General features: G+C 72.6%; 17 protein-coding genes, 2 tRNA genes and 2 pseudogenes. 17 read left to right on the forward strand and 4 right to left on the reverse strand.

Annotated features, from left to right (window positions below):
* Nucleotides 1–114: 114 nt before the first annotated feature.
* The 3 genes from MMR14E_RS08980 to MMR14E_RS08990 all read left to right on the forward strand — a co-directional run bounded on the left by MMR14E_RS08980 (nucleotide 115) and on the right by MMR14E_RS08990 (nucleotide 4,765).
* Entirely contained in the window at nucleotides 115–1,524 is a 1,410-nt protein-coding gene (locus MMR14E_RS08980) for a pitrilysin family protein (RefSeq protein ID WP_331313772.1), read from the forward strand.
* A 106-nt stretch (nucleotides 1,525–1,630) separates the two neighbouring features.
* On the forward strand, nucleotides 1,631–2,926 hold the full coding sequence (locus MMR14E_RS08985) for a pitrilysin family protein (RefSeq protein ID WP_331313773.1): 1,296 nt from the start codon (nucleotides 1,631–1,633) through the stop codon (nucleotides 2,924–2,926).
* 234 nt (nucleotides 2,927–3,160) lie between these two features.
* Nucleotides 3,161–4,765, forward strand: coding sequence for a TROVE domain-containing protein (locus tag MMR14E_RS08990; RefSeq protein WP_331313774.1), 1,605 nt, complete (start codon nucleotides 3,161–3,163; stop codon nucleotides 4,763–4,765).
* A 34-nt stretch (nucleotides 4,766–4,799) separates the two neighbouring features.
* Here MMR14E_RS08990 and MMR14E_RS08995 read toward each other — a convergent pair whose 3' ends face one another.
* A complete protein-coding gene (locus tag MMR14E_RS08995; protein WP_419539325.1) occupies nucleotides 4,800–8,249 on the reverse strand; it encodes a hypothetical protein in 3,450 nt (1,149 codons plus the stop codon).
* A 183-nt stretch (nucleotides 8,250–8,432) separates the two neighbouring features.
* On the opposite strand from MMR14E_RS08995, the gene MMR14E_RS09000 reads away from it, so the two are divergent.
* The 3 genes from MMR14E_RS09000 (at nucleotide 8,433) to MMR14E_RS09010 (ending at nucleotide 11,299) form a co-directional block, all read left to right on the forward strand.
* Nucleotides 8,433–8,900 carry a peroxiredoxin gene (locus MMR14E_RS09000; protein ID WP_100252052.1) on the forward strand — a complete coding sequence of 156 codons (468 nt, stop codon included), beginning with the start codon at nucleotides 8,433–8,435 and terminating at the stop codon, nucleotides 8,898–8,900.
* 485 nt (nucleotides 8,901–9,385) lie between these two features.
* Nucleotides 9,386–10,336, forward strand: coding sequence for a ring-cleaving dioxygenase (locus MMR14E_RS09005; RefSeq protein ID WP_331313776.1), 951 nt, complete (start codon nucleotides 9,386–9,388; stop codon nucleotides 10,334–10,336).
* Nucleotides 10,337–10,525: 189 nt separating this feature from the next.
* The gene (locus tag MMR14E_RS09010; protein WP_331313777.1) at nucleotides 10,526–11,299 is read left to right on the forward strand and encodes a ferredoxin--NADP reductase; all 774 of its coding nucleotides are present in this window, start codon (nucleotides 10,526–10,528) and stop codon (nucleotides 11,297–11,299) included.
* A gap of 25 nt (nucleotides 11,300–11,324) precedes the next feature.
* Here the strand turns inward: MMR14E_RS09010 and MMR14E_RS09015 are convergent, their stop codons facing one another.
* Nucleotides 11,325–11,618, reverse strand: coding sequence for a helix-turn-helix transcriptional regulator (locus MMR14E_RS09015; RefSeq protein ID WP_331313778.1), 294 nt, complete (start codon nucleotides 11,616–11,618; stop codon nucleotides 11,325–11,327).
* A gap of 643 nt (nucleotides 11,619–12,261) precedes the next feature.
* Here MMR14E_RS09015 and MMR14E_RS09020 point away from each other — a divergent pair.
* The 7 genes and pseudogenes from MMR14E_RS09020 to MMR14E_RS09050 all read left to right on the forward strand — a co-directional run.
* Nucleotides 12,262–12,328 (forward strand) — tRNA-OTHER (locus tag MMR14E_RS09020).
* A tRNA-OTHER gene (locus MMR14E_RS09025) sits at nucleotides 12,329–12,460 on the forward strand. It begins immediately after the preceding tRNA gene.
* Nucleotides 12,461–12,608: 148 nt separating this feature from the next.
* Nucleotides 12,609–13,100 (forward strand): annotated as a pseudogene (locus MMR14E_RS09030) (M23 family metallopeptidase); the annotation flags it as partial.
* A 158-nt stretch (nucleotides 13,101–13,258) separates the two neighbouring features.
* Nucleotides 13,259–13,822, forward strand: coding sequence for a Uma2 family endonuclease (locus tag MMR14E_RS09035; RefSeq protein ID WP_331313779.1), 564 nt, complete (start codon nucleotides 13,259–13,261; stop codon nucleotides 13,820–13,822).
* A gap of 47 nt (nucleotides 13,823–13,869) precedes the next feature.
* On the forward strand, nucleotides 13,870–14,211 hold the full coding sequence (locus MMR14E_RS09040) for a hypothetical protein (protein ID WP_020096438.1): 342 nt from the start codon (nucleotides 13,870–13,872) through the stop codon (nucleotides 14,209–14,211).
* Nucleotides 14,212–14,343: 132 nt separating this feature from the next.
* Entirely contained in the window at nucleotides 14,344–15,195 is an 852-nt protein-coding gene (locus MMR14E_RS09045; RefSeq protein ID WP_331313780.1) for a DUF1206 domain-containing protein, read from the forward strand.
* Nucleotides 15,196–15,288: 93 nt separating this feature from the next.
* A pseudogene (locus tag MMR14E_RS09050) lies at nucleotides 15,289–15,915 on the forward strand (nucleoside-diphosphate sugar epimerase/dehydratase); the annotation flags it as partial.
* A 370-nt stretch (nucleotides 15,916–16,285) separates the two neighbouring features.
* On the opposite strand, the gene MMR14E_RS09055 reads toward MMR14E_RS09050, so the two are convergent.
* Together MMR14E_RS09055 and MMR14E_RS09060 are read right to left on the reverse strand one after the other, a co-directional pair.
* The gene (locus tag MMR14E_RS09055; RefSeq protein WP_331313781.1) at nucleotides 16,286–17,311 is read right to left on the reverse strand and encodes a cyclase family protein; all 1,026 of its coding nucleotides are present in this window, start codon (nucleotides 17,309–17,311) and stop codon (nucleotides 16,286–16,288) included.
* Between the two features lie 201 nt (nucleotides 17,312–17,512).
* On the reverse strand, nucleotides 17,513–18,490 hold the full coding sequence (locus MMR14E_RS09060; RefSeq protein WP_331313782.1) for a transporter: 978 nt from the start codon (nucleotides 18,488–18,490) through the stop codon (nucleotides 17,513–17,515).
* Nucleotides 18,491–18,809: 319 nt separating this feature from the next.
* On the opposite strand from MMR14E_RS09060, the gene MMR14E_RS09065 reads away from it, so the two are divergent.
* From MMR14E_RS09065 to MMR14E_RS09080, 4 genes are all read left to right on the forward strand, one after another.
* Nucleotides 18,810–20,069: an ABC transporter substrate-binding protein gene (locus MMR14E_RS09065; protein WP_331313783.1), complete on the forward strand. Its 1,260-nt coding sequence runs from the start codon at nucleotides 18,810–18,812 to the stop codon at nucleotides 20,067–20,069.
* Nucleotides 20,070–20,088: 19 nt separating this feature from the next.
* Entirely contained in the window at nucleotides 20,089–20,964 is an 876-nt protein-coding gene (locus tag MMR14E_RS09070) for a branched-chain amino acid ABC transporter permease (RefSeq protein WP_331313784.1), read from the forward strand.
* 250 nt (nucleotides 20,965–21,214) lie between these two features.
* Nucleotides 21,215–22,135, forward strand: coding sequence for a branched-chain amino acid ABC transporter permease (locus MMR14E_RS09075; protein ID WP_091776055.1), 921 nt, complete (start codon nucleotides 21,215–21,217; stop codon nucleotides 22,133–22,135).
* The gene (locus MMR14E_RS09080; RefSeq protein WP_331313785.1) at nucleotides 22,132–23,637 is read left to right on the forward strand and encodes an ATP-binding cassette domain-containing protein; all 1,506 of its coding nucleotides are present in this window, start codon (nucleotides 22,132–22,134) and stop codon (nucleotides 23,635–23,637) included. Before MMR14E_RS09075 ends, MMR14E_RS09080 begins: the two co-directional genes overlap by 4 nt.

The raw sequence follows: 23,637 nt of genomic DNA on the forward strand, positions 1-23,637 counted from the left end.
ATGAGATGATCGTCCCGGTGCGGTTCTTGCGCCCCGGTGACCAGGACGGCCCCGATCCGCGCGCGCATCCCGACGCGGGACGCTTCGATCCGGGGCCGGCAGAAGGAAAGCGGAATGCACCTGTTCAGGAAGGCGACGCCCACCCTCTTCCCGCTGCGTCCGGGCTCGTCCTACGGCGGCAGCGCCGGCCGGGGCGAGGCCGCGCCGTTCGGGCGTTCCGAGGCGGGCGGACCGGAAGTGACGGCCTTCACCCTCGACAACGGCCTCGACGTGGTGGTCGTCCCCGATCACCGGGCCCCCGTCGCCACCCACATGATCTGGTACCGCAACGGCTCGGCGGATGATCCGCTCGGCCAGTCGGGCATCGCCCACTTCCTCGAGCACCTGATGTTCAAGGGCACCGAGAAGCACCCGGTCGGGGCCTTCTCCAAGGCGGTGTCGGGCCTGGGCGGCCAGGAGAACGCCTTCACCAGCTACGACTACACCGCGTATTTCCAGCGGGTCGCCCGGGACCATCTCGGCACCATGATGGCGTTCGAGGCGGACCGCATGAGCGGCCTCGTCCTCGACGACGCCGTCGTCGCCCCCGAGCGCGACGTCGTGCTGGAGGAGCGGCGCATGCGGGTCGAGACCGACCCCTCTGCCCAGCTCTCCGAGGCGATGGCGGCCGGCCTGTTCGTGCACCATCCCTACGGCATCCCGATCATCGGCTGGATGCACGAGATCGAGGGCCTGAACCGCGAGCACGCGCTGGCCTACTACAAGCGCTTCTACACCCCCGAGAACGCGATCCTGGTGGTGGCCGGCGACGTCACCCCCGACGAGGTCCGGCGGCTCGCCGAGACCACCTACGGGCGCGTCGCGCCCCAGGGGACCCGGCCCGAGCGCCTGCGGGCGCGGGAGCCGGAGCCGAAGGCGCTGCGCCGCGTCGCCGTCGCCGACCCGAAGGTCGAGCAGCCGACCCTGCAGCGGCTCTACCTGACCCCGTCCTGCATCACCGCCCGCGACGGCGGCTGCCACGATCTCGAGCTGCTGGCCGAGGTGCTGGGCGGCGGCTCGACCTCGTACCTCTACCGCAAGCTGGTCATGGAGACCGGCCTCGCGGTGAATGCCGGCGCCTGGTACATGGGCTCGGCGATCGACGACACCCGCTTCTCCGTCTACGCGGTGCCCGCCGAGGGCGTGCCGCTGGAGAAGCTGGAGGAGGCCGTCGACAGGGTGCTGCGCCGCGCCCCCGCGGAGGCCCTGGACGCCGAGGCGATCGAGCGCGCCAAGACCCGCCTCGTCGCCGAGACCGTCTACTCCTCCGACAGCCAGTCGTCGCTGGCCCGCATCTACGGCTCGGCGCTGGCGATCGGCGAGACCATCGAGGAGGTCCGCCGCTGGCCGACCGACATCGAGGCGGTGACGCAGGCGCGCCTCAAGGGCGCCGCCGAGCGCTGGCTGACGCCGGCCCGCTCGGTCACCGGCTACCTGACCAAGGCGCAGGATCCCGACGCCCCGGTCGCGATGGCCGCCGAGTAACCGCGGGTGCGCTCCGCCGGGCCCGGGAGGGGGCCGGCGGGGCGTTCTGCCGAACGGGAGCCCTGGCCCGCTCCGCCGTCGCCCGAGAAACAGACACGAGGTTCCCATGAGCTTGGCCGAGACTCTGGTCGAGACCACCGCCCAATCCGTCAGCTCGCCCACCACGGCGCTGCCGGTGGCGACCGCCCCCGGCATCGAGGCGTGGCACGTCGAGTCGCCGGTGGTGCCGATGATCGCTCTGGCCTTCACCTTCGAGGGCGGCGCCGCCCAGGACCCGGCCGGCAAGGCCGGCTGCGCGCAGATGCTGGCGCGGCTCCTCGACGAGGGCGCCGGAGACCTGACCTCCGACCTGTTCCAGGAGCAGCTCGCCGCCCGCGCGATCGAGCTGTCGTTCCACGCCGGGGCCGACGCGGTCGGCGGCTCGCTGAAGATGCTGGTCAAGCACGCCGACGAGGGCATCGCGCTCCTCGCTCTGGCGCTCGCCAAGCCCCGCCTCGACCCCGACGCGATCGAGCGCGTCCGCGCCCAGATCATCGCCGGCCTGCGCTACCAGCAGAACGATCCGGGCGTGCTGGCCTCGCGCCGCTTCTTCAAGGAGGCGTTCGCCGGCCATCCCTACGCGCGCCCGTCCTCCGGCACCGTGGAGAGCGTGACGGCGATCACCCGGGACGACCTGCTCGCCATGCATGCCCGGATCATCGGCCGCGGCCGGGTGAAGGTGGCGGCGGTCGGCGCCATCGGCGCCGAGCAGCTCGCCGAGGGCCTGAACCGCGCCTTCGGGTCCCTGCCGGAGGCCGGGGCGCTGAAGGCGGTGCCGCGCACCGAGGTTCACGATCTCGGCAAGCGCGTCATCGTCGACCTCGACGTGCCCCAGTCGGTGATCCGGTTCGGTATGGCCGGCGTGCCGTGGCGCGACCCGGACTTCATCCCCGCCTACGTGCTGAACCACATCCTCGGCGGCGGCGCCTTCACGTCCCGCCTGTTCCAGGAGGTGCGCGAGAAGCGCGGCCTCGCCTACTCGGTCGGGACCTCGCTGGTCAGCCACCGCTCGGCCGCGATGACCTGGGGCTACACCGCCACCAAGAACGAGCGCGTCGGCGAGGCCCTGTCGGTGATCGGCGACGAGATCGGCCGGCTGATCACGGACGGCCCGGACGACGACGAGCTGCAGAAGGCGAAGGATTACCTGACCGGCTCCTACGCGCTCGGCTTCGACACCTCGACCAAGATCGCCCACCAGCTGGTGCAGATCGCCTTCGAGGAACTGGGCATGGACTACATCGCCCGGCGCAACGCCATGGTCTCGGCGGTCACCCAGGCGGATATCCGCCGGGCCGCCGCCCGCACCTTCGCGGACGGCAGGATGCTGGTGGTCGCCGCCGGCCGGCCCGTCGGGCTCTGAGAAGCGGGTCTCGGGACCGCGGTTCGGCGAAATCCACCGCGTAGTCGAAACCCAAGGGAAAGCGGCGCGCCAACTCCGCCGCCTTGGCGTGCCCCTTCAGATTCGTCGTCCCGTCGCTGGCGATGGGTGGACGACGCGCTGCGGCCGCGTCCCCGCCCGACCGCGCGCGCCGGAACGCGCCACCGGCCGGCGATCGGCCGCGATGGAGAGAGGAGAGACCGAGAGGAGCCCGCCATGACGAAGCTCGCACAGATGTTCCGGCTCCGCGCCACCCCGCAGACGGAGCCGATCCCCGGCACGGTGCCGAACGCCGCCGGAGGCCACGCCTTCGCGGTCGGCGACTGGGCGCGGCTCGACCGCTTCCTGGTGCTCGGCTCCGAGGGCGGCTCGTACTACGCGAGCCCGCGCGCCCTGACCGCCGAGAACGCGGCGGCGGTGCAGCGGTGCATCGCGCAGGACGGCGCCCGCGCGGTCGCCGCCATCGTGGCGGTGAGCGAGGGCGGCCGGGCTCCGAAGCAGGATCCGGCGATCTTCGCCCTGGCGCTGGCCGCCGCGTCGGCGGATCTGGCGACTCGGCGCGCGGCTCTCGCGGCCCTGCCGCGGGTCTGCCGCACCGGCACGCACCTGTTCCAGTTCGCCGCCTCCGTCGAGGCGATGCGCGGCTGGGGCCGGGGCCTGCGCCGGGCGGTCGGTGACTGGTACTGCACCAAGCCCGTGGAGGCTCTGGCCTTCCAGGCGGTGAAGTACCGGACCCGCCAGGGCTGGTCGCACCGCGACCTCCTGCGGCTGGCCCATCCGGAGACGGAGGAGCCCGCCCGGAAGGCGCTGTTCGACTGGATCTGCCGCGGCAGCCTGACCGAGGCCACCCCCGGGATCGTCCACGCCTTCGCGCGGGTGCAGGCGGAGGGCCTCGACGGGGCGGTGGCCGCCGCCCTGGTGCGGTCCCACGACCTGCCCTGGGAGGCGCTGCCGACCGGGCTGATGGGCAGCCGCGCGGTGAACGAGGCCCTGATCGAGCGGATGCCGGTCGGCGCCCTCGTGCGCCAGCTCGGCCGTCTGACGGCCGCGGGGGTGCTCGCGCCCTTCTCGGAGGGCACCGAGCACGTCCGGGCGGTCCTGTCGGACCGGGAGCGGATCCTCCGGGCGCGCCTGCACCCGATGGCGCTGCTGCTGGCCCTCAAGACCTACGCCTCCGGGCACGGTCAGCGGGGCAGGCTCGCCTGGGAGCCGGTGGCGGCGATCGTCGAGGCGCTGAACGCCGCGTTCTACACGGCGTTCGGCGCGGTCGAGTCCACGGGCCGGCGCCTCGTGCTGGCGCTGGACGTCTCGGGCTCGATGGGCGCCAGCACGGTCGCGGGCTCGACGCTCACGGCCCGGGAGGCGGCCGCCGCGATGGCGCTCGTCACCGCGGCGACCGAGGAGCACTGGCAGGTGCTGGGCTTCACCGCCGAGGCCGGCCGGGCCTGGAGCCAGGGGGCCGCGCTGACGCCGCTGCCGATCGGGCCGTCGACGCGGCTCGATCAGGCGGTGCGGGCGACCGCCGACCTGCCGTTCGGCGCCACCGATTGCGGCCTGCCGATGCGCTGGGCGCTGGAGCGGGGCGTGAAGGCCGACGCGTTCGTGGTCTACACGGACTCGGAGACCTGGGCGGGGCCGGTCCACCCGGTCCAGGCGCTGCGGGCGTACCGGGAGAAGACCGGGATCCCGGCGAAGCTGGTGGTCGTGGGGCTGGTCTCCAACGGCTTCAGCATCGCCGACCCGGAGGATCCCGGCATGCTCGACGTGGTCGGCTTCGACACCGCGGCTCCGGCCGTGATCGCGGATTTCATCCGCGCGTGAGACAGGGGCGGGCGGCTCTTCCGGGCTGCCCGCCCTATTGCTGCGGGACGCCCGGCATCCCGTCCGCGAAGGGGCCGCCGCCGGCGCTGAACAGCTTGCGCAGGAAGCCCGGGGCGATCGCCGAGAGCGGGTTCACGCTCACGTCGGGCGAGGCGAGCTTGCCGGAGACCCGGAAATTGACCGCGAACAGGCCCTCGTTGTGGCCGCCCCCGAGCAGCGGCCCGAGCAGCGGCAGCTGCGAGGCCACGTTGTTCAGGCCGTAGAGCGGGACGAAGGTGCCGGTCATGTCGGTGCGCTCGCGGCCGGTATCGAGCCAGCCCGACAGGGTGAAGCCCATGGCGGCGTTCGAGATCGCCGCGTCGGTGAAGTCGACGCGGGTGCCGGTGCGCACGAAGTTGGCGCGCATGCGGTCGAAGGTGACGTCGCCCGCGCCCCGGCCCGGCGCGACCCGGCGGCCGCGGGCCGTCTCCGCGTCGGTCGGCTCCGGGCCCTGCGCCATGATGCTCGACAGCGCGGGCTCGTTGCGCAGGATGAAGTCGCGGATCTGCACGACGCCGGATTGCGGGCCGTCGTTGAGGCCGATCCCCGCCGTGAGCCGGCCGCCATACATCCGCCGGTACACGTCGACGAACCGCAGCGTCGCGCCGGCATCGGCCGATTCCACCGACAGGGTCGGCACGCCGCGCTCGCCGCGGGTGACCGTGGCGGCGAAGGGCGCCGCGCGGAACCGCCCTGTGATGTTGGCGGCCCGCAGGGTCTTCCCGTGCAGGGCGAGCTTCAGGTTGGCGCCGGTCAGCGCCTCCTCGTTGAAGCCGGTGACGATGGGCACCTGGATGTCGGCGTCGATATCCTTGGGATTCGCGTCCCGCGCCTCACGGCCGCCCTTGGGGTCGGGGGCGCCCAGGGATTTCAGGAACGGCCGGGCGTCGGCCACCGCGCCCCGGACCACGACCTTGTAGCCGCCGCCGGTCCGGTCGAGGCTCACGCGCAGGTCGTCGCCGGGGGAGAGCTTGACGCTGCTCAGGTCCGCCCGCTCCAGGCCGCCCTCCTGGGTGATCGAGACTGTGCCGCGGGCGCTAGCCGGGGCCGCGTCGAGGGCGAAGTCGCGCAGGTCGAAGGTCTGGCCGCTGTCGACGAGGGTGAAGGTGAGCCGTCCCGGCTTGCCCGGGGGCTTGGTCAGCCCCGGGATCAGCCCGTCGATCCCGGCCTTCGCCAGGTCCGCCTCGACCCGGATCGGCGGCTTGCCGGATCCCGGCCGGCCGATCTGCACCACCGCGCGGACCGGGATCGTCCCGGTGAGCTGCGGCGCGGTCGGCAGGCCCTTGCGGCCGCGGACCGCCTCGTCGAGGGACACGTTGATCACCGCCTCGCCGGGCTGCCCGACCTTCGGCTGGCGCAGGTCGACCGACATGGGCGCGCCCGCGACCCGGCCGTCGCCCTTCAGCGTGAAGGCGCCCCGGTCGTAGACGAGGTTGAACCGGCCCGACTCGAGCCGGTCCCGGCCCATCACCTTGTCCACCGAGAGGTCGGCCAGCGCGCCGGTCAGCGTCACCGGCAGGTCCGGCAGGTCGGGGATGTGCTTGAGGTCGAGGGGGAAGTCGACCCGCAGGTCGGCGCTGCCCTTGATCGTGGCGGGGTCGAGGTCGACGCTCATCACGCTCTTGAACAGCTTGGCCTGGAGCACGGAGGCCATGCCGTCGGCGCCGCCGGAGAGCCGCATCCCGATCTGGGCCACGACCCGGTCCGGGGTGATTTGCGGGATGACGAAGCTGCCGTCCGAGATGGCGAGCCCGCGCCCGTCAGGCCCGTGGACCTCGGCGGTCACGTTGCGCACTGTGGTCGAGCGCCCGGTGATCACGCCGACGACGTTGCCCTTGGTCACCGGCGGCGCGTCGGCGGTGACGTCGATGGCCGCGTCCGAGACGTGGAAGTCGATGTGGACCGCGTCGTCCGGGGCGGGGTCGCCCCGGGTGGCGGCCGCCAGGACCGCCCCGGACATCTTCACCTTGATGTCGACGGAATCGACCCGGCCGCGCCGGAGCTGGTCCACCAGGTAGGTGCGGGCCGGCGGCGCGATGTGCTCCGGCCAGAGCCGCAGCCCGGTGCGGACCTCGCCGTCGTGGCCGGCGAGGTGCAGGGTCAGGCCGCCGTCGTCCGCACTGGTGCCGATCGTCCCGGTGATCGCGCCCTTCACGCCGGGCCCCGACAGGGTCAGCGCGTCGATGGCGATGCCGCCGTCGCGGCCCGAGAGCTGCGCGTCCAGGGCGTCGATCTTCACCGGCGCGTCCTGCGGGGTCGCCCCGCGTAAGGTGGCGTCGCGGCTCGCCAGCGTCGCGGTCCAGCTCGTGTTCGCGCCCGCGGGGCTGCCCGTCCACGTCCCCGCGAGGTGCACGGCGTTGCCGGCCCCGCGATAGTCCAGGCCGGTGAGCGACATCACGCGGTTGGCCTCGTCCCAGTCCAGGGACGCGTCGAGGCTCTCGACCGTGACCGGGTTGAAGTCCTTCTCCTCGATCAGGAACGTGCCGTCGCCGGTGTGGAGCTTGGCGTTCATGGTCCGGATGCGGCCGGCCGTCAGGCTCACGTCGGCGCGGGCCGAGAGCTTCAGGTCGGTGGTCAGCGGCAGGCCGGACTGGCCCGAGAGCAGCAGGAGATCCGTGACCGGCAGGTCGTCGAGGGTGATGATGCCCGAGCGCTCCTGCCCGTCCGCGCCGTCGCGCAGCGTGCCGCCGAAGCGCCACTCGCCGTGCGGACCGTCGAGCCGCAATTCGAAGTTCCGGGTGCCGTTGACCGGGTCGCGGCCGAACAGGCCGTTGACCCGCGCGAAGACCGCGCGCTCGCGGCCGTCCTCGTCGATCAGCCGCAGCCGCGCGTCGGTGACGCGGGCGCGGTCGAGGGCGCCGACCACGCCGCCCGGATCGAGGACGACCCCGAAGATCGACGCGATCGCGGCCGAGAGCGGCGAGACGGTGCCGCGCACCCCGTCCACGCTCGGCGGCGTGTGCGGCGCGACGTCGACCGGGTGGTTGGCCTCCGAGGCCGCGAAGGCGATGGAGCCGTCCCGGTGCAGCAGCGCGGTGGTCTGCGTCTCGCGGAACTCGATCGAGCGCGGCTGCAGGTTGAGCCGCAGGAGACCCCAGAGATCGAGGCTGACGAGCGCCAGCGGCGCCCGCACCACGAGGTCGCCCTGCGGGTTGCGGATGTCGAGGCCGGAGAAGCGCAGGCTGAGCGCGTTCTCGCGGTCGAGTTCCAGGCTGCTGCCGCGCAGCCCGATGCTCCAGCCGGGCCCGATCCGCTCGGCCACGGCGGCGGCGACGCGGCGCGACAGGCCGTCGATCTGCAGCGGCCCGTTCGACAGGCGCAGGGCCACGAGGCCCACACCCGCGCCGACGAGCAGCACCAGCGCGAGGGCGCTCACGAGGCAGACGCCGCCGACGCGTCGCGCCTTCCCCCGAGGCCTGCATGCCGGCGTTGTCTCGTCCGCCATCGGGACCTTTGTTCCGGGGTCTCTGCGCGCGGCGCCCTCGGGCTCCGCGGCCGGTGGATCGAAGCGCGCCCGCGCTTTACAGCGGCCGCGACTCCGGGCTTGGCTCGGACGTGCGCGGTGCCATCGCTCGAGCCCGCGCACGAGATCGGTTGCACATCATCAATCGGCCGAAAGGAAGGCACGATGCCGCTGTCAGAGGGGGATCCCGCCCCCGATTTCGACCTTCCCGCCTCCGGCGGAGGGCGTGTCGGACTGTCCGCGCTCCGCGGTCACAAAGTCGTGCTCTACTTCTACCCGAAGGACGACACGAGCGGATGCACGCTGGAGGCGCAGGACTTCAACGGCCTGCTGCCGGCCTTCGCGGAGGCGGACGCCAAGGTCGTCGGCCTGTCGCCGGACCCGGTGAAGAGCCACGACAAGTTCTGCAGCAAGTACGGGCTGACCTTCCCGCTCGCCGCCGACGAGGACAAGACGGTGCTGGAGGCCTACGGCGTCTGGGTCGAGAAGAGCATGTACGGGCGCAAATACATGGGCGTGGAGCGCACCACCGTGCTGGTCGACCGGGAGGGGCGCGTCGCCAGGATCTGGCCGAAGGTGAAGGTGCCCGGCCACGCCGAGGCCGTCCTGGCGGCCGCGCGCGCGCTGCCCTGATGTGCCCCTGACGTCCCCCCCGACGCCCGGCGCGCGACGGATCCTTAACCCTACTGAGGTCTGAATGGCGGCTCCTCCGGTGCCGTCCCGATGCAGTCTCCGAAGTTCCCCGCGCGTCTCAGGCCGCACCGGCCGGCCCCCTGGCTGGCCGCCGGCCTCGCCCTGACGCTGGCCTGGTCGCTCGGGGCCTCCTACCTGATCGTGTTCCACGACGACGTGCTCGCCGGGTTCGTGGCCCGGCAGGCCGCCCTGCGCGACGCCTACGAGGCGCGCATCGGCGAGCTCCAGGACCGCCTCGACCGCGACCGGAGCGACCGGGCGGGGAGCGAGGCGGGGCTGGCCGACCGGGTCGCGGCCGCCCTGGAGCGCNCGGGCCGACCGCGGCGCGGCCCCGGAGGAACGGGGGCCGGCCGCCCGATCCGCGGGCCGCTCGCGAAGCCGCCGCTCCCCGCCTGAGGCGCGACGCGGCGAACCCCAGGACTGACATGCAGCTCACCGGCATCCACCACCTCACCGCGGTGACCGCCCGCGCGGTGGAGAACGTCGCCTTCTACACGGGCACGCTCGGCCTCCGGCTCGTGAAGAAGACGGTGAACCAGGACGACGTCTCGGCCTACCACCTGTTCTACGCCGACGGTCTGGCGAGCCCCGGCACCGACATCACCTTCTTCGACTGGCCGGCGCCCCGGGAGCGGCGGGGCTCCGGCAGCATCACCCGCACGCACCTGCGCGTCCCGGGCGCGGGCGCGGTGGCGTGGTGGCACGCGCGGCTCCGCGAGGCCGGCCTCGTCGAGGCCGAGCCCGTCGCGCGCGACGGGCGCCTCACCCTCGACTTCGAGGATCCGGAGGGCCAGCGCCTCGCCCTGGTGGACGATGGCGGCACCGGGCCGGAGCACCCCTGGGACGGATCGCCGGTGCCGGCCGCCTACCAGATCCGCGGCCTCGGCCCGATCCGGCTCTCGGTGCCGGACCCGGCCCGCACCGCCGCCGTGCTGACCGAGGTGCTCGGCCTGCGCCGGGACCGCGCCTTCGAGACGGGCGACGGCCCGGTGGAGGTCTACGCGATGGGACCTGGCGGCCCGGCCGCGGAGCTCCAGCTCCTGGCCGACCGGTCCGCTCCGGCCCGTCAGGGCGCGGGCGCGGTCCACCACGTCGCCTTCCGCATCCCGGACGGGGATTACGGGGCCTGGGCCGACAGGCTCCGGGCGGCGCGCGTGCCGAGCAGCGGTCCGGTGGACCGCTACTACTTCCGCAGCCTCTACTTCCGCGAGCCGAACGGCATCCTGTTCGAGATCGCGACCGACGGGCCGGGCTTCACCGCGGACGAGCCCCTGGAGACCCTGGGCGCGCGCCTCGCTCTGCCGCCGTTCCTGGAGCCGCGGCGGGCCGAGATCGAGGCCGGGCTGACGCCGCTGCGGCCCGCCGCCCCCGTCTGAGGGCGGCGCGCGGGGCCCGCTCTGCGGCAACCCTCCCATGTCCGGAGCGGCGCTGCGGAGCGTCCGCGAAGACGCTAAATCTTCGAACGATTCCAGGCCGTTCACTTCTTTCGCCAGTGTGATCCCGGCGCGCCTTGACGGGCGTGCTGCAACTGCGAAAGAAGCAGCGCGCCGAGGACTGATCCGTCGATGAGCAAGTTCTACGAGGAGCGCGTTCTGTCGGTCCATCACTGGACCGACAACCTGTTCTCGTTCCGCACGACGCGGGATCCGGCGTTCCGGTTCCGCAACGGCGAGTTCACCATGATCGGCCTGGAGGTCGAGGGCCGGCCGCTGCTGCGCGCCTACTCGGTGGTCTCGGCCAACTACGAGGAGGAGCTGGAGTTCTTCTCGATCAAGGTCCAGGACGGCCCGCTGACCTCGAAGCTGCAGCACCTGAAGGTCGGCGACCCGATCATCGTCGGCAAGAAGCCGACCGGCACGCTGGTGCTCGACAACCTGCTGCCGGGCCGCAACCTGTACCTGCTGGGCACCGGCACCGGGCTGGCGCCGTTCCTGTCGATCATCAAGGATCCCGAGGCCTACGACCGGTTCGAGAAGGTCGTGCTGGTCCACGGCTGCCGGCAGGTGCAGGAACTCGCCTACGGCGAGACCATCACCGAGACGCTGCCGCGCCACGAGTTCCTGGGCGAGATGATCTCGAACCAGCTGATCTACTATCCGACCGTGACCCGCGAGCCGTTCCGCAACCGCGGCCGGATCACCGACCTGATGGTCTCGGGCAAGCTGTTCGAGGATATCGGCCTGCCGCCGATGTCGATCGAGGCCGACCGCTTCATGCTCTGCGGCAGCCCCGACATGATCCGCGACACCCGCGAGCTCCTGACCTCGCGCGGCTACGAGGAGGGCAACCACGGCGAGGCCGCCCACTACGTCATCGAGAAGGCCTTCGTCGAGAAGTAGCGCGGACCCGCAGGCCGGTTCGGCTTCAGCCCGGTGCGGTCCGCCGCGCCGGGCTTTTCTGTGCCGGCGCGATCCCGGACGCGATCCCGGGGGCGGGGCGCAGGATCGCCCCGTAGCCCTCCTGCGCGTCGCCGACGAAGCGGATGCCCGCCCCCTCGAGGACCGTGCGGATCGCCGTGAGGGTCCGGGTGCGGGGCCGGACCTGCTCGCTCTCGATCATGTTCAGGGTGACGACCGAGACCGCGGCGCGGCTCGCGAGAACCCCTTGCGTCCACTTGAGAAGTCCGCGGCCGGCGCGGATCTGGGCGGCAGTGATCATGGATCCGGGATCGCCCGAACTGAAAGAATTTTCAAGTTTCCGGTTGACGCAGGCCGAGCGCGACCGTATCCACCGCGCCATCGGCCTGCCGGGCCGGTGATCTGAAGTGACCGCACGCTCCTCGTATCCGCGGCCCTGCGCGCCGCGGCGGAAGAGTCCGGTTCCCTTCGCGACGGTCGCCGCCGGCAGCCCATCGCAGTTCACCGGCGCGGGCCGGAGACGCTCGGTTATCCCTGTCACGGATCCCCCCGAGCCTCATCGACACGCCCGCGTCCCCCGCAGCCCCGTTCGGACGGAGCATGGCATGAAACAGCACGACGGCATCGGCGCCGCGGCGTTCGCCCGTTCCGGGTCGATGCGAACGTTACGGTCGTATCGCGGGGCTCTCGGCCCGAGAGGCTGAGCGCGTCCGGGCGGAGCCCGGCGCCGCCCACGCGGTTCCACGCGTCTCGAGAACCCTGCGGGCCGGCAGGGGACGGTTATCATCGGTAGAGCGCCGCGGGCTTGTCCCGCGGAGGTTGCGGGTTCGATCCCCGCCGGGGGCCGCGAGGTCGCCGGAGCTCATGCCCGTCCCCGACACCACGACCGCAGGGCCCCGCGAGACGACCGTGGCGCCGACCGTGCGCGGATCCCGGCCGACGATGCGGGCCGGAGAGGAACGGTTATCTTCACCGAAGGGAGGTCGCGGGTTCGAATCCCGCCGGGCCGCGAGGCCCGTAGCTCAGCCCGGATAGAGCGCCCGGACACCGTTCCTCACCCCACGCCCGCATCGCCCGGACGCGGGCCGGAAGACGAAGGTTATCGGGATCCGAGGGGTGCGGGTGCGAGTCCCGCCGGGCCGTCAGGCCCGTAGCTCAAGCAGAGCATCGGACAAGCCCTTCGTCGCCGCCACGCCCGCGCCCGGCCGGACGGAACCCCGCCCCCGACCACACGAGATACCGGCCGCGCGCGAGCGGCGGTGGACGACGCGCTGCGGCCGCGTCCCCGCCCGGCCTCGCCCTGGCCCGGCGCACGCTCGACGACGGCGAGCGCCTGCGCCGGCTCGCCGCCGCCCTGCCCCTGGCACGCCCGATCCGGGGAGGCGCGACCGTGTCGAGCCCGTTCGGCACGCGCCTCGACCCCTTCACCCACGGCCTCGCCCTGCATACCGGGCTGGACCTGAAGGCGGAGTACGGCGAGCCGGCCCGCGCCACCGCGCCGGGCCGGGTGACCGCCGCCGAGGCCGCGGGCGGCTACGGCAACATGGTCGAGATCGACCACGGCCACGGCGTCACCACCCGGTTCGGCCACCTCGCCCGCATCGCGGTCCGCCCCGGGCAGCGCGTGGCCGCGGGCGACGTGGTCGGCGCCGTCGGCTCGACGGGGCGCTCCACCGGGGCGCATCTCCACTACGAGACCCGCATCGACGGCGAGCCGGTGGATCCGCAGCGCTTCCTGGAGGCCGGCGCCACCGTCGCGGCGGCCGGCCTCGGCGCCGACTGAGTCCGTCCCTGCGCCGGTCGCCCTGTGCCGGCCTCCGAGTCCCCGAGGGAGGCCGGCCTGGCATCGGCCGTGACGCCCGCGCGGGGATGGCCTTCCGGGCCGGACCTGTTGCGGGCGGGCGGCCCGGTGCTACGATCCGGCCGAGGTGGGGATCGGCGATGGCTCTGGCCGCGAAGCGCGACGCGCGGATGGATGTGTCCGAGTTCAGGCTCTGGGTGGAGGGCCGGCCCGCGCACGAGCGCTGGGAGCTGCTCGACGGCGAGCCGGTGCTCATGGCGCCGCCGCGGGAGCGGCATCAGCGAATCGTCATGAACCTGGCGGGACGACTCGACGCCCTGGCGGAGCCGCGAGGCTGCCGCGCCATGCCGGGGCTGGCGATCCTCAGCGCCGCGATGGACGATTTCGCCCCGATCCCCGACGTGGTGGTGCGGTGCGGGCCGCCGCTGCCGGAGGGCTACGCCGCCGACCCGCTCCTCGTCGCCGAGGTGCTCTCGCCCTCGACCATGAGCCTCGACCGCGGCCGGAAGATCGATTTCTACCGGACCGTGCCGAGCCTCGCGGTCCTGCTGATCGTCTATTCCGACGAGGCGCGGGTCGAGGTCTGGCGGCGCGGGGGCGACGACTGGAGCGTCGCGGCCCTCGGGCTCGACGGCACCGTGTCGCTGCCGGAGCTCGACGGCGCCGTGCCGGTGCGCGACCTCTACCGCGGTCTCGCCTTCTGAGCGGCCGCACCCCACCTGATCGAACGGCGAAGCATCAAGGCACCGACTTGCCCCATTTCGAAGATTTCTACGCGGCCAAGCTGCGCGGCTCCCTCGGCGTGACCGACGCCGAGTCGGTGCTCGACCTGCGCGGCACCAACCGGGCGACCGCCGAGGCCTCGCTCAAGGACATGCTGGAGCGCAGCCGCTTCGCCAAGGGCAAGACCGTGGCGATCCGGCTCGATCCGCCTCCGGAGGGCGGCGGCGAGACCCTGTTCCAGCCGGCCGGTCGCCTGCTCCTCGACGCGAAGCGCCGCGGCCTGATCGAGCGCCTGCAGACCCTGCCGGCCCAGGACGGGCTCGGCTTCTACGTGGCGCTCACCGGCCGGGCCGACCGGACGCCGATGTAGGGCGGCCGCGGCGGTTGTGCCGGCAACGGATCGGGTCCGCGCCGCCGGGCGTTGAACGGTCCCGCCCGACAGCCCGCCCGACAGGATGCCGCCCGTGCCCGACGCCCGATTCCCCGAAGCCCGGTCCCGCCGATGAGGACCCTTCCCGGCGGCCGCAACGCGATCGAGCGCATCGCCCGCTTCGGCTACGGTGCCCGCGGCGTGGTCTACATCGTGGTCGGCGCCCTCGCCCTGCTGGCGGCCCTGGGGCATGGCGGCCGGGCCGGCGACAGCAAGGACGCGCTCCGCGCCGTGATGGCCGGGCCGTTCGGCGCGGCCGTCGTCGGCCTGATCGCCCTCGGCCTCGCCGGCTTCGCCCTCTGGCGCCTCGTCGAGGGGATCACCGACGCCGACCGGCGGGGCACCGCCGCCAAGGGCCTCGCGGTGCGCGGCGCCCACCTGATCAGCGCCGGGCTCTATCTCGGTCTCGCCGCCAGCGCGGCCTCGCTGAGCCTCGGGCTGGGCATGAGCGGCGGCGACGGCGTGCATGACGGCACCGCGTGGCTCCTGAGCAAGCCCTTCGGCCGCTGGCTCGTGGCCCTCGTCGGCCTCGCGGTCGTGGCGGGCGGCTTCGGCTTCCTCGGCAAGGCCTGGCGCGGGGACGTCACCGACCGCCTCGCCCTCGACGCGCGGGCCCGGGACCGCTGGGCCGGCCCGATCGGCCGGTTCGGCTACGCGGCGCGGGGCCTCGCCTTCCTGATCATCGGCGGGTTCCTCGTGGCGGCGGCGTGGCACCAGCGCTCCTCGGATGCCAAGGGCCTGTCCGAGGCCTTCGCGCTGCTGCGCGCCCAGCCCTACGGCTGGATCCTCCTCGGGCTCGTGGCGGCCGGCCACGCCGCCTTCGGGGCCTTCGGGCTCATCCAGGCCCGCTACCGCCACATCGACGCCCCCGACATCGACCGGGTCGACGACGCGGCGGGTGCCGCGGCCCGGGCGCTGGGCTGAGGCTCGCGCCGTCCCCGGCCCGGGCCCGGGACGGGCCGCGTTGACAGGGCCGGTGCCGCGGCGGATACCCCGCGGCACCCCATCCGGCTCCCGATGCAGCAGCGCCTCTACAAGACCGCGGTGATGGTGACCCACGACCTCGCGGCGACCGCTGCCGCCGTGGTGCTCACTTTCCTGTTCCGCTTCCAGGGCGGCATGCTGGCCGAGCGCCTGCACGCCCTGCCCCTGCTGCTGCCGCCGTTCCTGGTGCTCGCCGGCCTCGTCTACGGCCGCTTCCGGCTCTACCGGACCAAGTGGCGCTTCGCCTCGCTGCAGGACCTCGCCGGCATCGTCCGGGCCGCCAGCGTCCTGGCGCTGGCGCTCCTGGTGATCGACTGGGTGCTGGTCTCGTCCGACCTCTACGGCTTCTACTTCTTCGGCAAGATCGCGATCCTGCTCTACTGGGTGCTGCAGATCTTCTTCCTGGGCGGCACGCGCCTGGCGTTCCGCTACCTCAAGGACACCCGCTCCCGGCAGTCGAGCGCGCGGGCCGCCACCGTGCCGACCCTGCTTCTCGGGCGCGGCGCCGACATGGACGTGCTGGTCCGGGCGATCGAGGCGGGCTCGGTGCGGAAGCTCGCGCCGCGGGGCATCCTGTCGCCCCGGGCTGACGAGCGCGGCCAGTTCATGCGCGGCGTGCCGGTGCTCGGCGGCTTCCCGGATCTCGAGCGGGTGGTCGCCGTCCGGCTAAGTTCCTGACATTGCTCGCTCTCTTCCCTAGGCGCGCGGGGCCTGCCCGATCGAACCTGCCGCCCGCCCGGCAGGATCTGCCCAGTGTCCGGCCCGCCCGCCCTGGAAAGCCGGGCGGAGTCCCGCTATAGACGGCCCGTGCCCGCCGCGCTCGGCTGATCCGCGCGACTCCGAGGGCGCACCGCAGGGCCGTTCCCGATCACGGTGGGACGGCGGCGATCGCCGGGTCCTTACCGCAGGAGGCGCGCGTCCCCGCTCCCGCACGGGATGGGGGGCCTGGCGCGGCTGCCGAGACCGGGGCCGCCGTCCGACCCAACCGTTGCGACACGATCGGGCGCGCGTCCCGGGGCCGCCCCGATCCTCACACCGTGGCGATCGGCGTCGTCGGCGATCCGACGGCGCCGGGCAGGCGCAGCGGCGGGGCGGTGAGCAGGAAGCGGCTGCGGCCGCGGGCCCGCAGCCAGTCGGCGAGCGGCGTCAGGTGCCACAGCTCGCCGAGATTGACCCCGAGCTTGAACAGGCAGTGCTCGTGGAGCGGCAGCGTCGCGCAGCAGGCCGGACCCGGCCCGGCCGGGTAGGCCTCCACCGCGTAGTTGTCGGCGATCAGCGCGCACAGGCCGGTGCGGGTGATCCAGTCGAGGAGGCGGGGATCGCGCCCGTCGAGCCCGGCGCAGAGGTTGTAGACCAGCTTCGGGTCCGGATCGCCGCCCATGGCGATCAGCCGCTCGGCGAAGCCCGTGTGCAGGCAGACCATGTCGCCGGGCTCCACCACCACCCCGTCGGCCTCCAGGATCCGGGCGAGCTGGTCGTAGCCGACGCGGGTCTTGGCATCGCCGAGATGGGCGCGCAGGTCGACCATTACGGCCCGGCCCTGCATCCCGGTCTCGGCCAAGCGCTCGATCCCGAGGCGCTTTGCCCGGGAGGGCCCTTCGGCCGCCGCGGCGGTCTCCGGCCCGACGATGTCCCGGCCGCCGCGGAAGCCGTTGTAGAAGGTCGGCGCCGCCCCGGTCCCGTCCGCGTCGAACAGCGAGCCGACATGGGCGAGCGAGTCCCACTGCGTCGAGTATTGCAGGTGGATCAGCGCGCGGTCGTCGCAGATCACGTCGGTGGCGCCGTCGACCTCCTCGCAGACCGGGAAGTTCATGTTGGGCCGGCCGTTGGCGCGCCGGGTCGGGGTGATCTGCGGCGGGTGGCGGCGCGGGTTCAGGACGTTGCCGCCCGGCAGGTCCAGCGGCAGGCTGAGGCAGAAGGTGAGCCCTTCGCGCACCTCCGCGACCCCCTGGCGCACCTTCTCGGGGGTGAGCAGGTTCAGCCGCCCGCGCTCGTCGTCGGGGCCGAAATCCCCCCAGGTCGAGCCCTCGGGCCGGCGGGTCCAGCGCAGGCTCACGGGGTCGATTCCCGGGCTGGCCGGGCGCCGCGGCCCGGGACGGTCCCGGGCGCGGTCGTGCTTGCGTTCCTCACCTGTCCGCGCCCTTCTGAGGAGGCCGTCGGTCCGCTTGCCGCAGATCCGCGCGGAGCCTAGGCCCGCGCTCCCGGGTCCGGAAGCCCGCCGGCGGACAGCGCGGGCTCCGTGAAACCCGCCGCGGCTTCAGTTCTTGCGGACCAGCGGCTCCGGCGCGGGCGCGGCGGCAGCGAGGGGGAAGGGTACGATCACCCGAAACCAGCCCCGCGTCTCCTCGTTGTGCTGACGATGCCCCGCGACGTTGAGGGTGTCGCGGGCGATGATCTCGCGCGTCACGAAGCTCTGCAGGATGAAGCGCCCGAAACTGTAGCCCACGAGTCCGCCGGCAGCGATGTACCCGTCCCGCTGGACCCGGGAGAACAGACGGTCGCGGCGATTCACCGGCAGGTCGGTGTAGCCGTACGCCACGGCGCCGATCTCGAAGGCACCGAACTTCTTGGTGGCTGTCAGGTCGAGGTTGATCTGGTCGGCCACCGGGATCGACCCGATCGCCGCCCCGACCGCGCCGCCGAACCGGCCATGCGCGTCGAAGGGACGGTTGTAGGTGAGGATCGCCGAGAGATTCAGGCTGCCGTCGCCCACGTAGGTGGCGGCGACGCGCTGGGTCAGGGTCGCCGACGCGGATTGCGTGAGCAGCGGCGTGCCCCGCAATCCCAATCCGAGCGAGCCCCGGTCGCCGTAGGGAAGGTAAGCGCCCGCGATGTACGACACACCGAAGCCGCCGCCGAGATTCCAGGCGAAGATGTTGCCGAGGAACGGGGTGTAGAAGGTGCTGATCTCCTTGTTGGGGATCGGGGCCGGGGAGTGGGTGTTGATGAACGCCGACGGGAACGCCACCACCGGCTCGATCTGCGCCCCGAAGATCTTGAGCGGCGACGAATAGATCACGAACGGGATGTTGACCCCGACCTCGGCGGCGTCGCGCCGGTCGGCCCGTCCCCAGCTGAACGTGTCGAAGGCGTAGAAGCCCTCCGGCAGCGGCAAGCCCGGTGCAAGGCCGACCTGCTCTCCTGGCTGGGTCACGGCGGCGGCGCGGGCTTGGCCCGTCACGCCCAGCAGCAGGGCGCCCACCGTCAGAGCCGCGGTGGTGAATCGTGTGAGCATGGCATCCCCCCGATCCGAGGCTGCACGGCGCGCCTGCGTCCGGGCTCGGTCGGGAGAGGACGCGACACCATCGCGCTGTGCCGAAGCTGGACTCCGGCGGACCCGCTCACGCCGCTTGGGGCGATGGGTACGGGCGCCGCGGGAATCGGGGCGCGTGTTGCGTGGGTGCAACGTTCCGGGCGCGACCCCGCGCAGCCAACGACTGGCCGGAAACGTCACCTGCCTCACACCGCCGGCCCCTTGTGATCCGGCAGGTGCCGGATAGAGTCGTCGCCAAGCCTGCGAATAAAGAATGCGGGCGCGACGAGAGGAAACGCCGATGTCCGAGACCGCGCGCGCCGTTGCCAGGTGCGTCCAGATCCGGCGCATGCTGCCCGCGCTGCTGGCGGCGGGCTCGATGCTGGCGGGGCCTGCGCGCGCCGCCGACCCGATCAAGATCGGGGTGATCGCCGAGGCGCAGTCGGTCGCGGGTGCCTCGATCCCGCAGGCGGTGCAGCTCGCCGCCGACGAGATCAACGCCAAGGGCGGCGTCGACGGACGGCAGATCCAGGTCGTGACCTACGACGACAAGAGTTCGGCTTCCGACGCGGTGCGCGCCTTCCAGCGGGCGGTCTCCGAGGACAAGGTCAACTTCGTCATCGCCAGCTACATTTCGGAGGTGGTGCTCGCCCTGATGCCCTGGGCGGCCCGGCTCAAGACGCCGATGATCACGCCGGGCGCGGCCTCGAACGAGATCAGCGTCGCGGTCCACAAGGACTACGCGCGCAACAAGTACACCTTCCACGGCTACCTGACCTCGCACGCCCTGGCGCAGGCGGTGTGCGACTCGGCCAAGGAAGTGCTGGTCGAGAAGCTCAAGGCCAAGACGGCGGCGATCATGAGCGAGGATGCAGCCTGGACCCGGCCGCTCGACGCCGCCTACCAGGAATGCCTGCCGAAATCCGGGCTCAAGGTGGTGGAGCATGTCCGCTTCTCGCCGGACACGGGCGACTTCACGCCGATCTACAACAAGATCGAGGCGGCCAAGCCCGACCTGATCGTCACCGGCATCGCCCATGTCGGCGTGCAGCCGACCGTGCAGTGGCAGAACCAGCAGGTCCCGATCGCCATGACCGGCATCAGCGGCCAGGCGACCTCCTCGACCTTCTGGGCCAACACCAACGGCGGTACGCAGGGCGTGCTGTTCGACAGCGTGGCGCTGCCGGGCGTGGCGCTCACCGAGAAGACGATCCCGTTCGCCGACGCCTTCACCAAGCGCTTCGGCGGCGCGCCGTCCTACGCGGGCTACATGGCGTACGATGCCGTCCATTACACCGCGGAGGCGATCAAGCGCGCCGGCTCCACGGAGGCCGACAAGCTCGTCGAGGCCCTGGAGAAGACCGACTATGTCGGCACCGTCGGGCACCTCAAGTTCTACGGCAAGGACGACCCGTTCACCCACTCGATCCAGTACGGCCCCGGCCTGATGACCAGCGTGCTCGGGCAGTGGCAGAACGGCAAGCAGGTGGCGATCTGGCCGGCCGCGACCGCCAACGGGACCATGATCCTGCCGCCCGCGGTCAAGCCGGCGGTCCAGTAGGTCGGGCGGGGAGAGCGCGGTGATCGGCCTCCAGATCCTCGTCGACGGCTTCGCGATCTCGGCCCTCTACGCGCTCGGTGCGATGGGCTTCACCCTGATCTTCGGGGTCTCGGGCGTCCTGAACCTGACCCACGGCGCCCTGATGGTCATGGCCGCGGTGGCGGCCTGGGCGGCCTCGGCCCTGTTCGGGCTCGGCTCCTACGCGGGGGCGGCGATCGGCGTGCTGTGCGGGTTGGCCGGCGCCCTCGTCACCTACTTCGCCGTCGTGGCGCCGATCGAGCGCAGCCGGGCGATCCCGCGGGAGGAGAAGGAGATCTTCGTCCTGACCGGGACGCTGCTCTGGGGGATCATGATCCAGGAGCTGGTGGCCTACTTCTTCACCGACAACCCGAAGACCGTGCTGCCGATCGTCGAGGGCGTCTTCGAGATCGCGGGCGTGCGGACGCCGAGGAACCAGGTCTTCACCGCGGTCATCTGCTGGGTGGTGATCGGCCTGCTCTGGCTGTTCGTGAACCGGGCGCGGGCCGGCAAGGTCCTGCTCGCGGCCTCCATGAACCCGCGGGGCGTCACGCTGCTCGGCCACGACATGGGCAAGATCTACGTGGCGGTCTGGGCGATCTACGGCCTGCTCGCCGGCATCGCCGGCGTGCTGCTCGGGATGTTCCTGGGGGTCTCGTCGTATTCCGTGGGGCCGCTCACCGCGAGCGCCTTCTCGATCGTGGTGCTGGGGGGCTTGGGCAGCGTCACCGGCTCGCTGATCGCCGCCTACGTGGTCGGGTATCTGGAGACCGCCACCGCCTACATGATCTCGCCCGCCTACCGGGTGATCCCGGCGCTGCTGCTGCTGGTCGCCGTCATGTACCTGCGCCCGCAGGGCCTGCTGGGGCGGCGGTGATGGTTTCATTCGGGGCTGTCCCGCGCCGCCGCTCTCCCTCCTCCCCCTTGCGGGGAGGAGCCGGAGGTGGGGGTGGTGCAGGATGGGGCGGTGCGGTGCCTTCTGCGCCACCCCCACCCCCTGCCCCCTCCCCGCAAGGGGGAGGGGAAAGCGCGCTCTTCTCAAAGTGTTGCTCTCGGACCCAGACGTGTGGATACGGCACCCTCCCCCACAGAGGGGGGAGGGAAACGCGCGGAGTTCGTGTATCCCGATGAAGCTCCTCACAACCCCCGGCTTCTGGATCGCGATCCTCGCCGTCGCGCTGGCCGCCACCCTCCCCTGGTACGTCTCCGGCTACATCCTCGGCCTCCTGACCATCGCCTACTATTTCGGCGTGTTCTCCATGGCCTGGGACCTGCTCTTCGGCTTCGCCGGCGAGGTGAATTTCGGCCCGACCTTCCTGATCGGGCTCGGGGCCTACGGCGCCGGCATCCTCAACAACCGCTACGAGTTGCCGATCCCCTACTGCCTCGCGGCCGGGACCGTGCTCGCCGTGGTCGGCGGCCTCGCCCTGGCGCTGCCGGCGCTGAAGGTCCGCGGCCCGTATTTCGGCCTGATCACCCTGGTGGCGGTGCTGCTCCTGCAGAACATGATCGTGGTCTTCTCCGGCCTCACCGGCGGCGAGATCGGCCTGACCGTGCCGGACGTCATCTCGATCGACGCCGACACCAATTACTGGCTGGCGCTCGGCTTCATGGCGGTCTCGGGCCTCATCCTGACCGCCATCGCCCGCTCGCCCGCGGGCCTGATCCTCCAGGCCGCCGGCCAGGACCCGGTGGTGACCGGGGCGCTCGGCTTCAACGTCGCCAAGCACAAGCTCGCGGCCTTCGCGGTCAGCGCCGCCTTCTCGGGCCTCGCGGGCGGGCTGGTGGTCTTCTACATGGGCACCGCCTCGGTCGGCACGCTGATCAACACGTCGGTCGGCGTGCAGGTGATCATCGCGGCGGTGCTCGGCGGCCGGCGCACCATCGTGGGCGCGGCTTTGGGCGCCGTGTTCCTGATCGCGGCGGGCGAGCTGCTGCGCCCGCTCGGCGGCCTCTCGACCTTCGTGGTCTCGGCGGTGGCGCTCCTCGTGATCCTGTTCGTGCCCTCGGGGCTGCTTGGCCTCGGATCGCTCCGGAGAGCCCGATGACCGTCGCCGTCGCGCCCCCGCTGGCCGTGTCGCCCGTCCTGGCCGAGCCCTGCCTCACCGTGCGCGGCCTGACCAAGCGCTACGGCGGCCTCGTCGCCGTCAAGGAGGTCGACCTTGACCTGCGGCCCGGCGAGATCCTGGGGCTGATCGGCCCGAACGGCTCGGGCAAGTCCACCGTGATGAAGCTGATCATGGGCCTGGAGCGCCCGAGCGCCGGCTCGATCCGCCTCGACGGCGCCGAGATCGGCGGGATGCCGGCCCACCGGGTGGCGCGCTCCGGCATCGGCCTCGTGTTCCAGCACGCCCGGCCGCTCCAGCGGCAGACTGTGCTGGAGAATATCAGCCTCGCGCTCCTGCCCGACAGCCTGATCCGGCTGGCGGCCGACCCCCACGTGGCGCGGCGGGCCAAGGAGATCGCCGAGCGCGTCGGCCTCGGCGCCGTCATCGACCGGCGCCCGGGCACCCTGCCCTTCGCGGATCTGCGCCGGCTCGAACTCGCCAAGGCCATCGCCCGCGACCCCCGGGTGGTGCTGGTCGACGAGCCCTTCGCGGGCCTGACCGGCGGCGAGGTCGCGGCCTTCTCCGAGCTGATCCGCGGCTTCCGCGACGAGGGCAAGGCCGTGCTCCTCGTCGACCACAACGTGAAGAGCGTCGCGGCGCTCGTGGACCGGGTGTTCGCCATGTATCTCGGCGAGCGCATCGCCGAGGGCTCGGCCGAGTCCGTGATGGCCGACCCGACCGTGCGCCGGGTCTATCTCGGGGGCAGCATCGAGACGGCCGCCCGGCCGGAAGCCGCGTTCAAGCCCGACTCGCTGCTCACCGTCGAGAACGTCGACGTGCTCTACGGCAAGGCGCAGGCTCTGCGCGCCGCCTCGATCCACGTCCACGAGGGCGAGTTCGTCTCGGTGGTGGGCCTGAACGGCGCCGGCAAGACCACCCTGTTCAACGCCATCTCGGGCCTCGTCCCGCACACGGGCACGATCCGGTTCGACGGCCAGGACCTCGCCCGGATGAAGCCCGCCGCCATCGCCCGGGCCGGCATCGTCCAGGTGCCCGAGACCCGCGAACTGTTCGGCGACCTGAGCGTGCGCGAGAATCTCGACCTCGGCGGCCAGCATTTCCCGAAGGCCGAGTCTGCCCGGCAGCGGGAGTGGCTCTACGAGCTGTTCCCGATCCTCAAGGCCCGCGAGGCGCAGAGCGCCCGCACGCTGTCCGGCGGCGAGCAGCAGATGCTGACCATCGCGCGGGCGCTCATGATGCGGCCGCGTCTGCTCATCCTCGACGAGCCGACGCTCGGCCTCGCCCCGGTGATCCTGGAACTGCTGTCGAAGGCGCTGGAGAAGCTGCGTCAGACCACGCCGATCACGGTGCTGCTCGGCGAGCAGAACGTCACCTTCGCGCTTCCCCACGCCGACCGGGTCTACGTGCTGGAGCAGGCCCGGATCGTCTGGGAAGGCCCGCCGCAGCGCTTCGCCAGCGAGATGGGATCGGCCTATCTGTGA

Source organism: Methylobacterium mesophilicum (genome assembly GCF_036441335.1).
GTDB lineage: Bacteria > Pseudomonadota > Alphaproteobacteria > Rhizobiales > Beijerinckiaceae > Methylobacterium > Methylobacterium mesophilicum_B.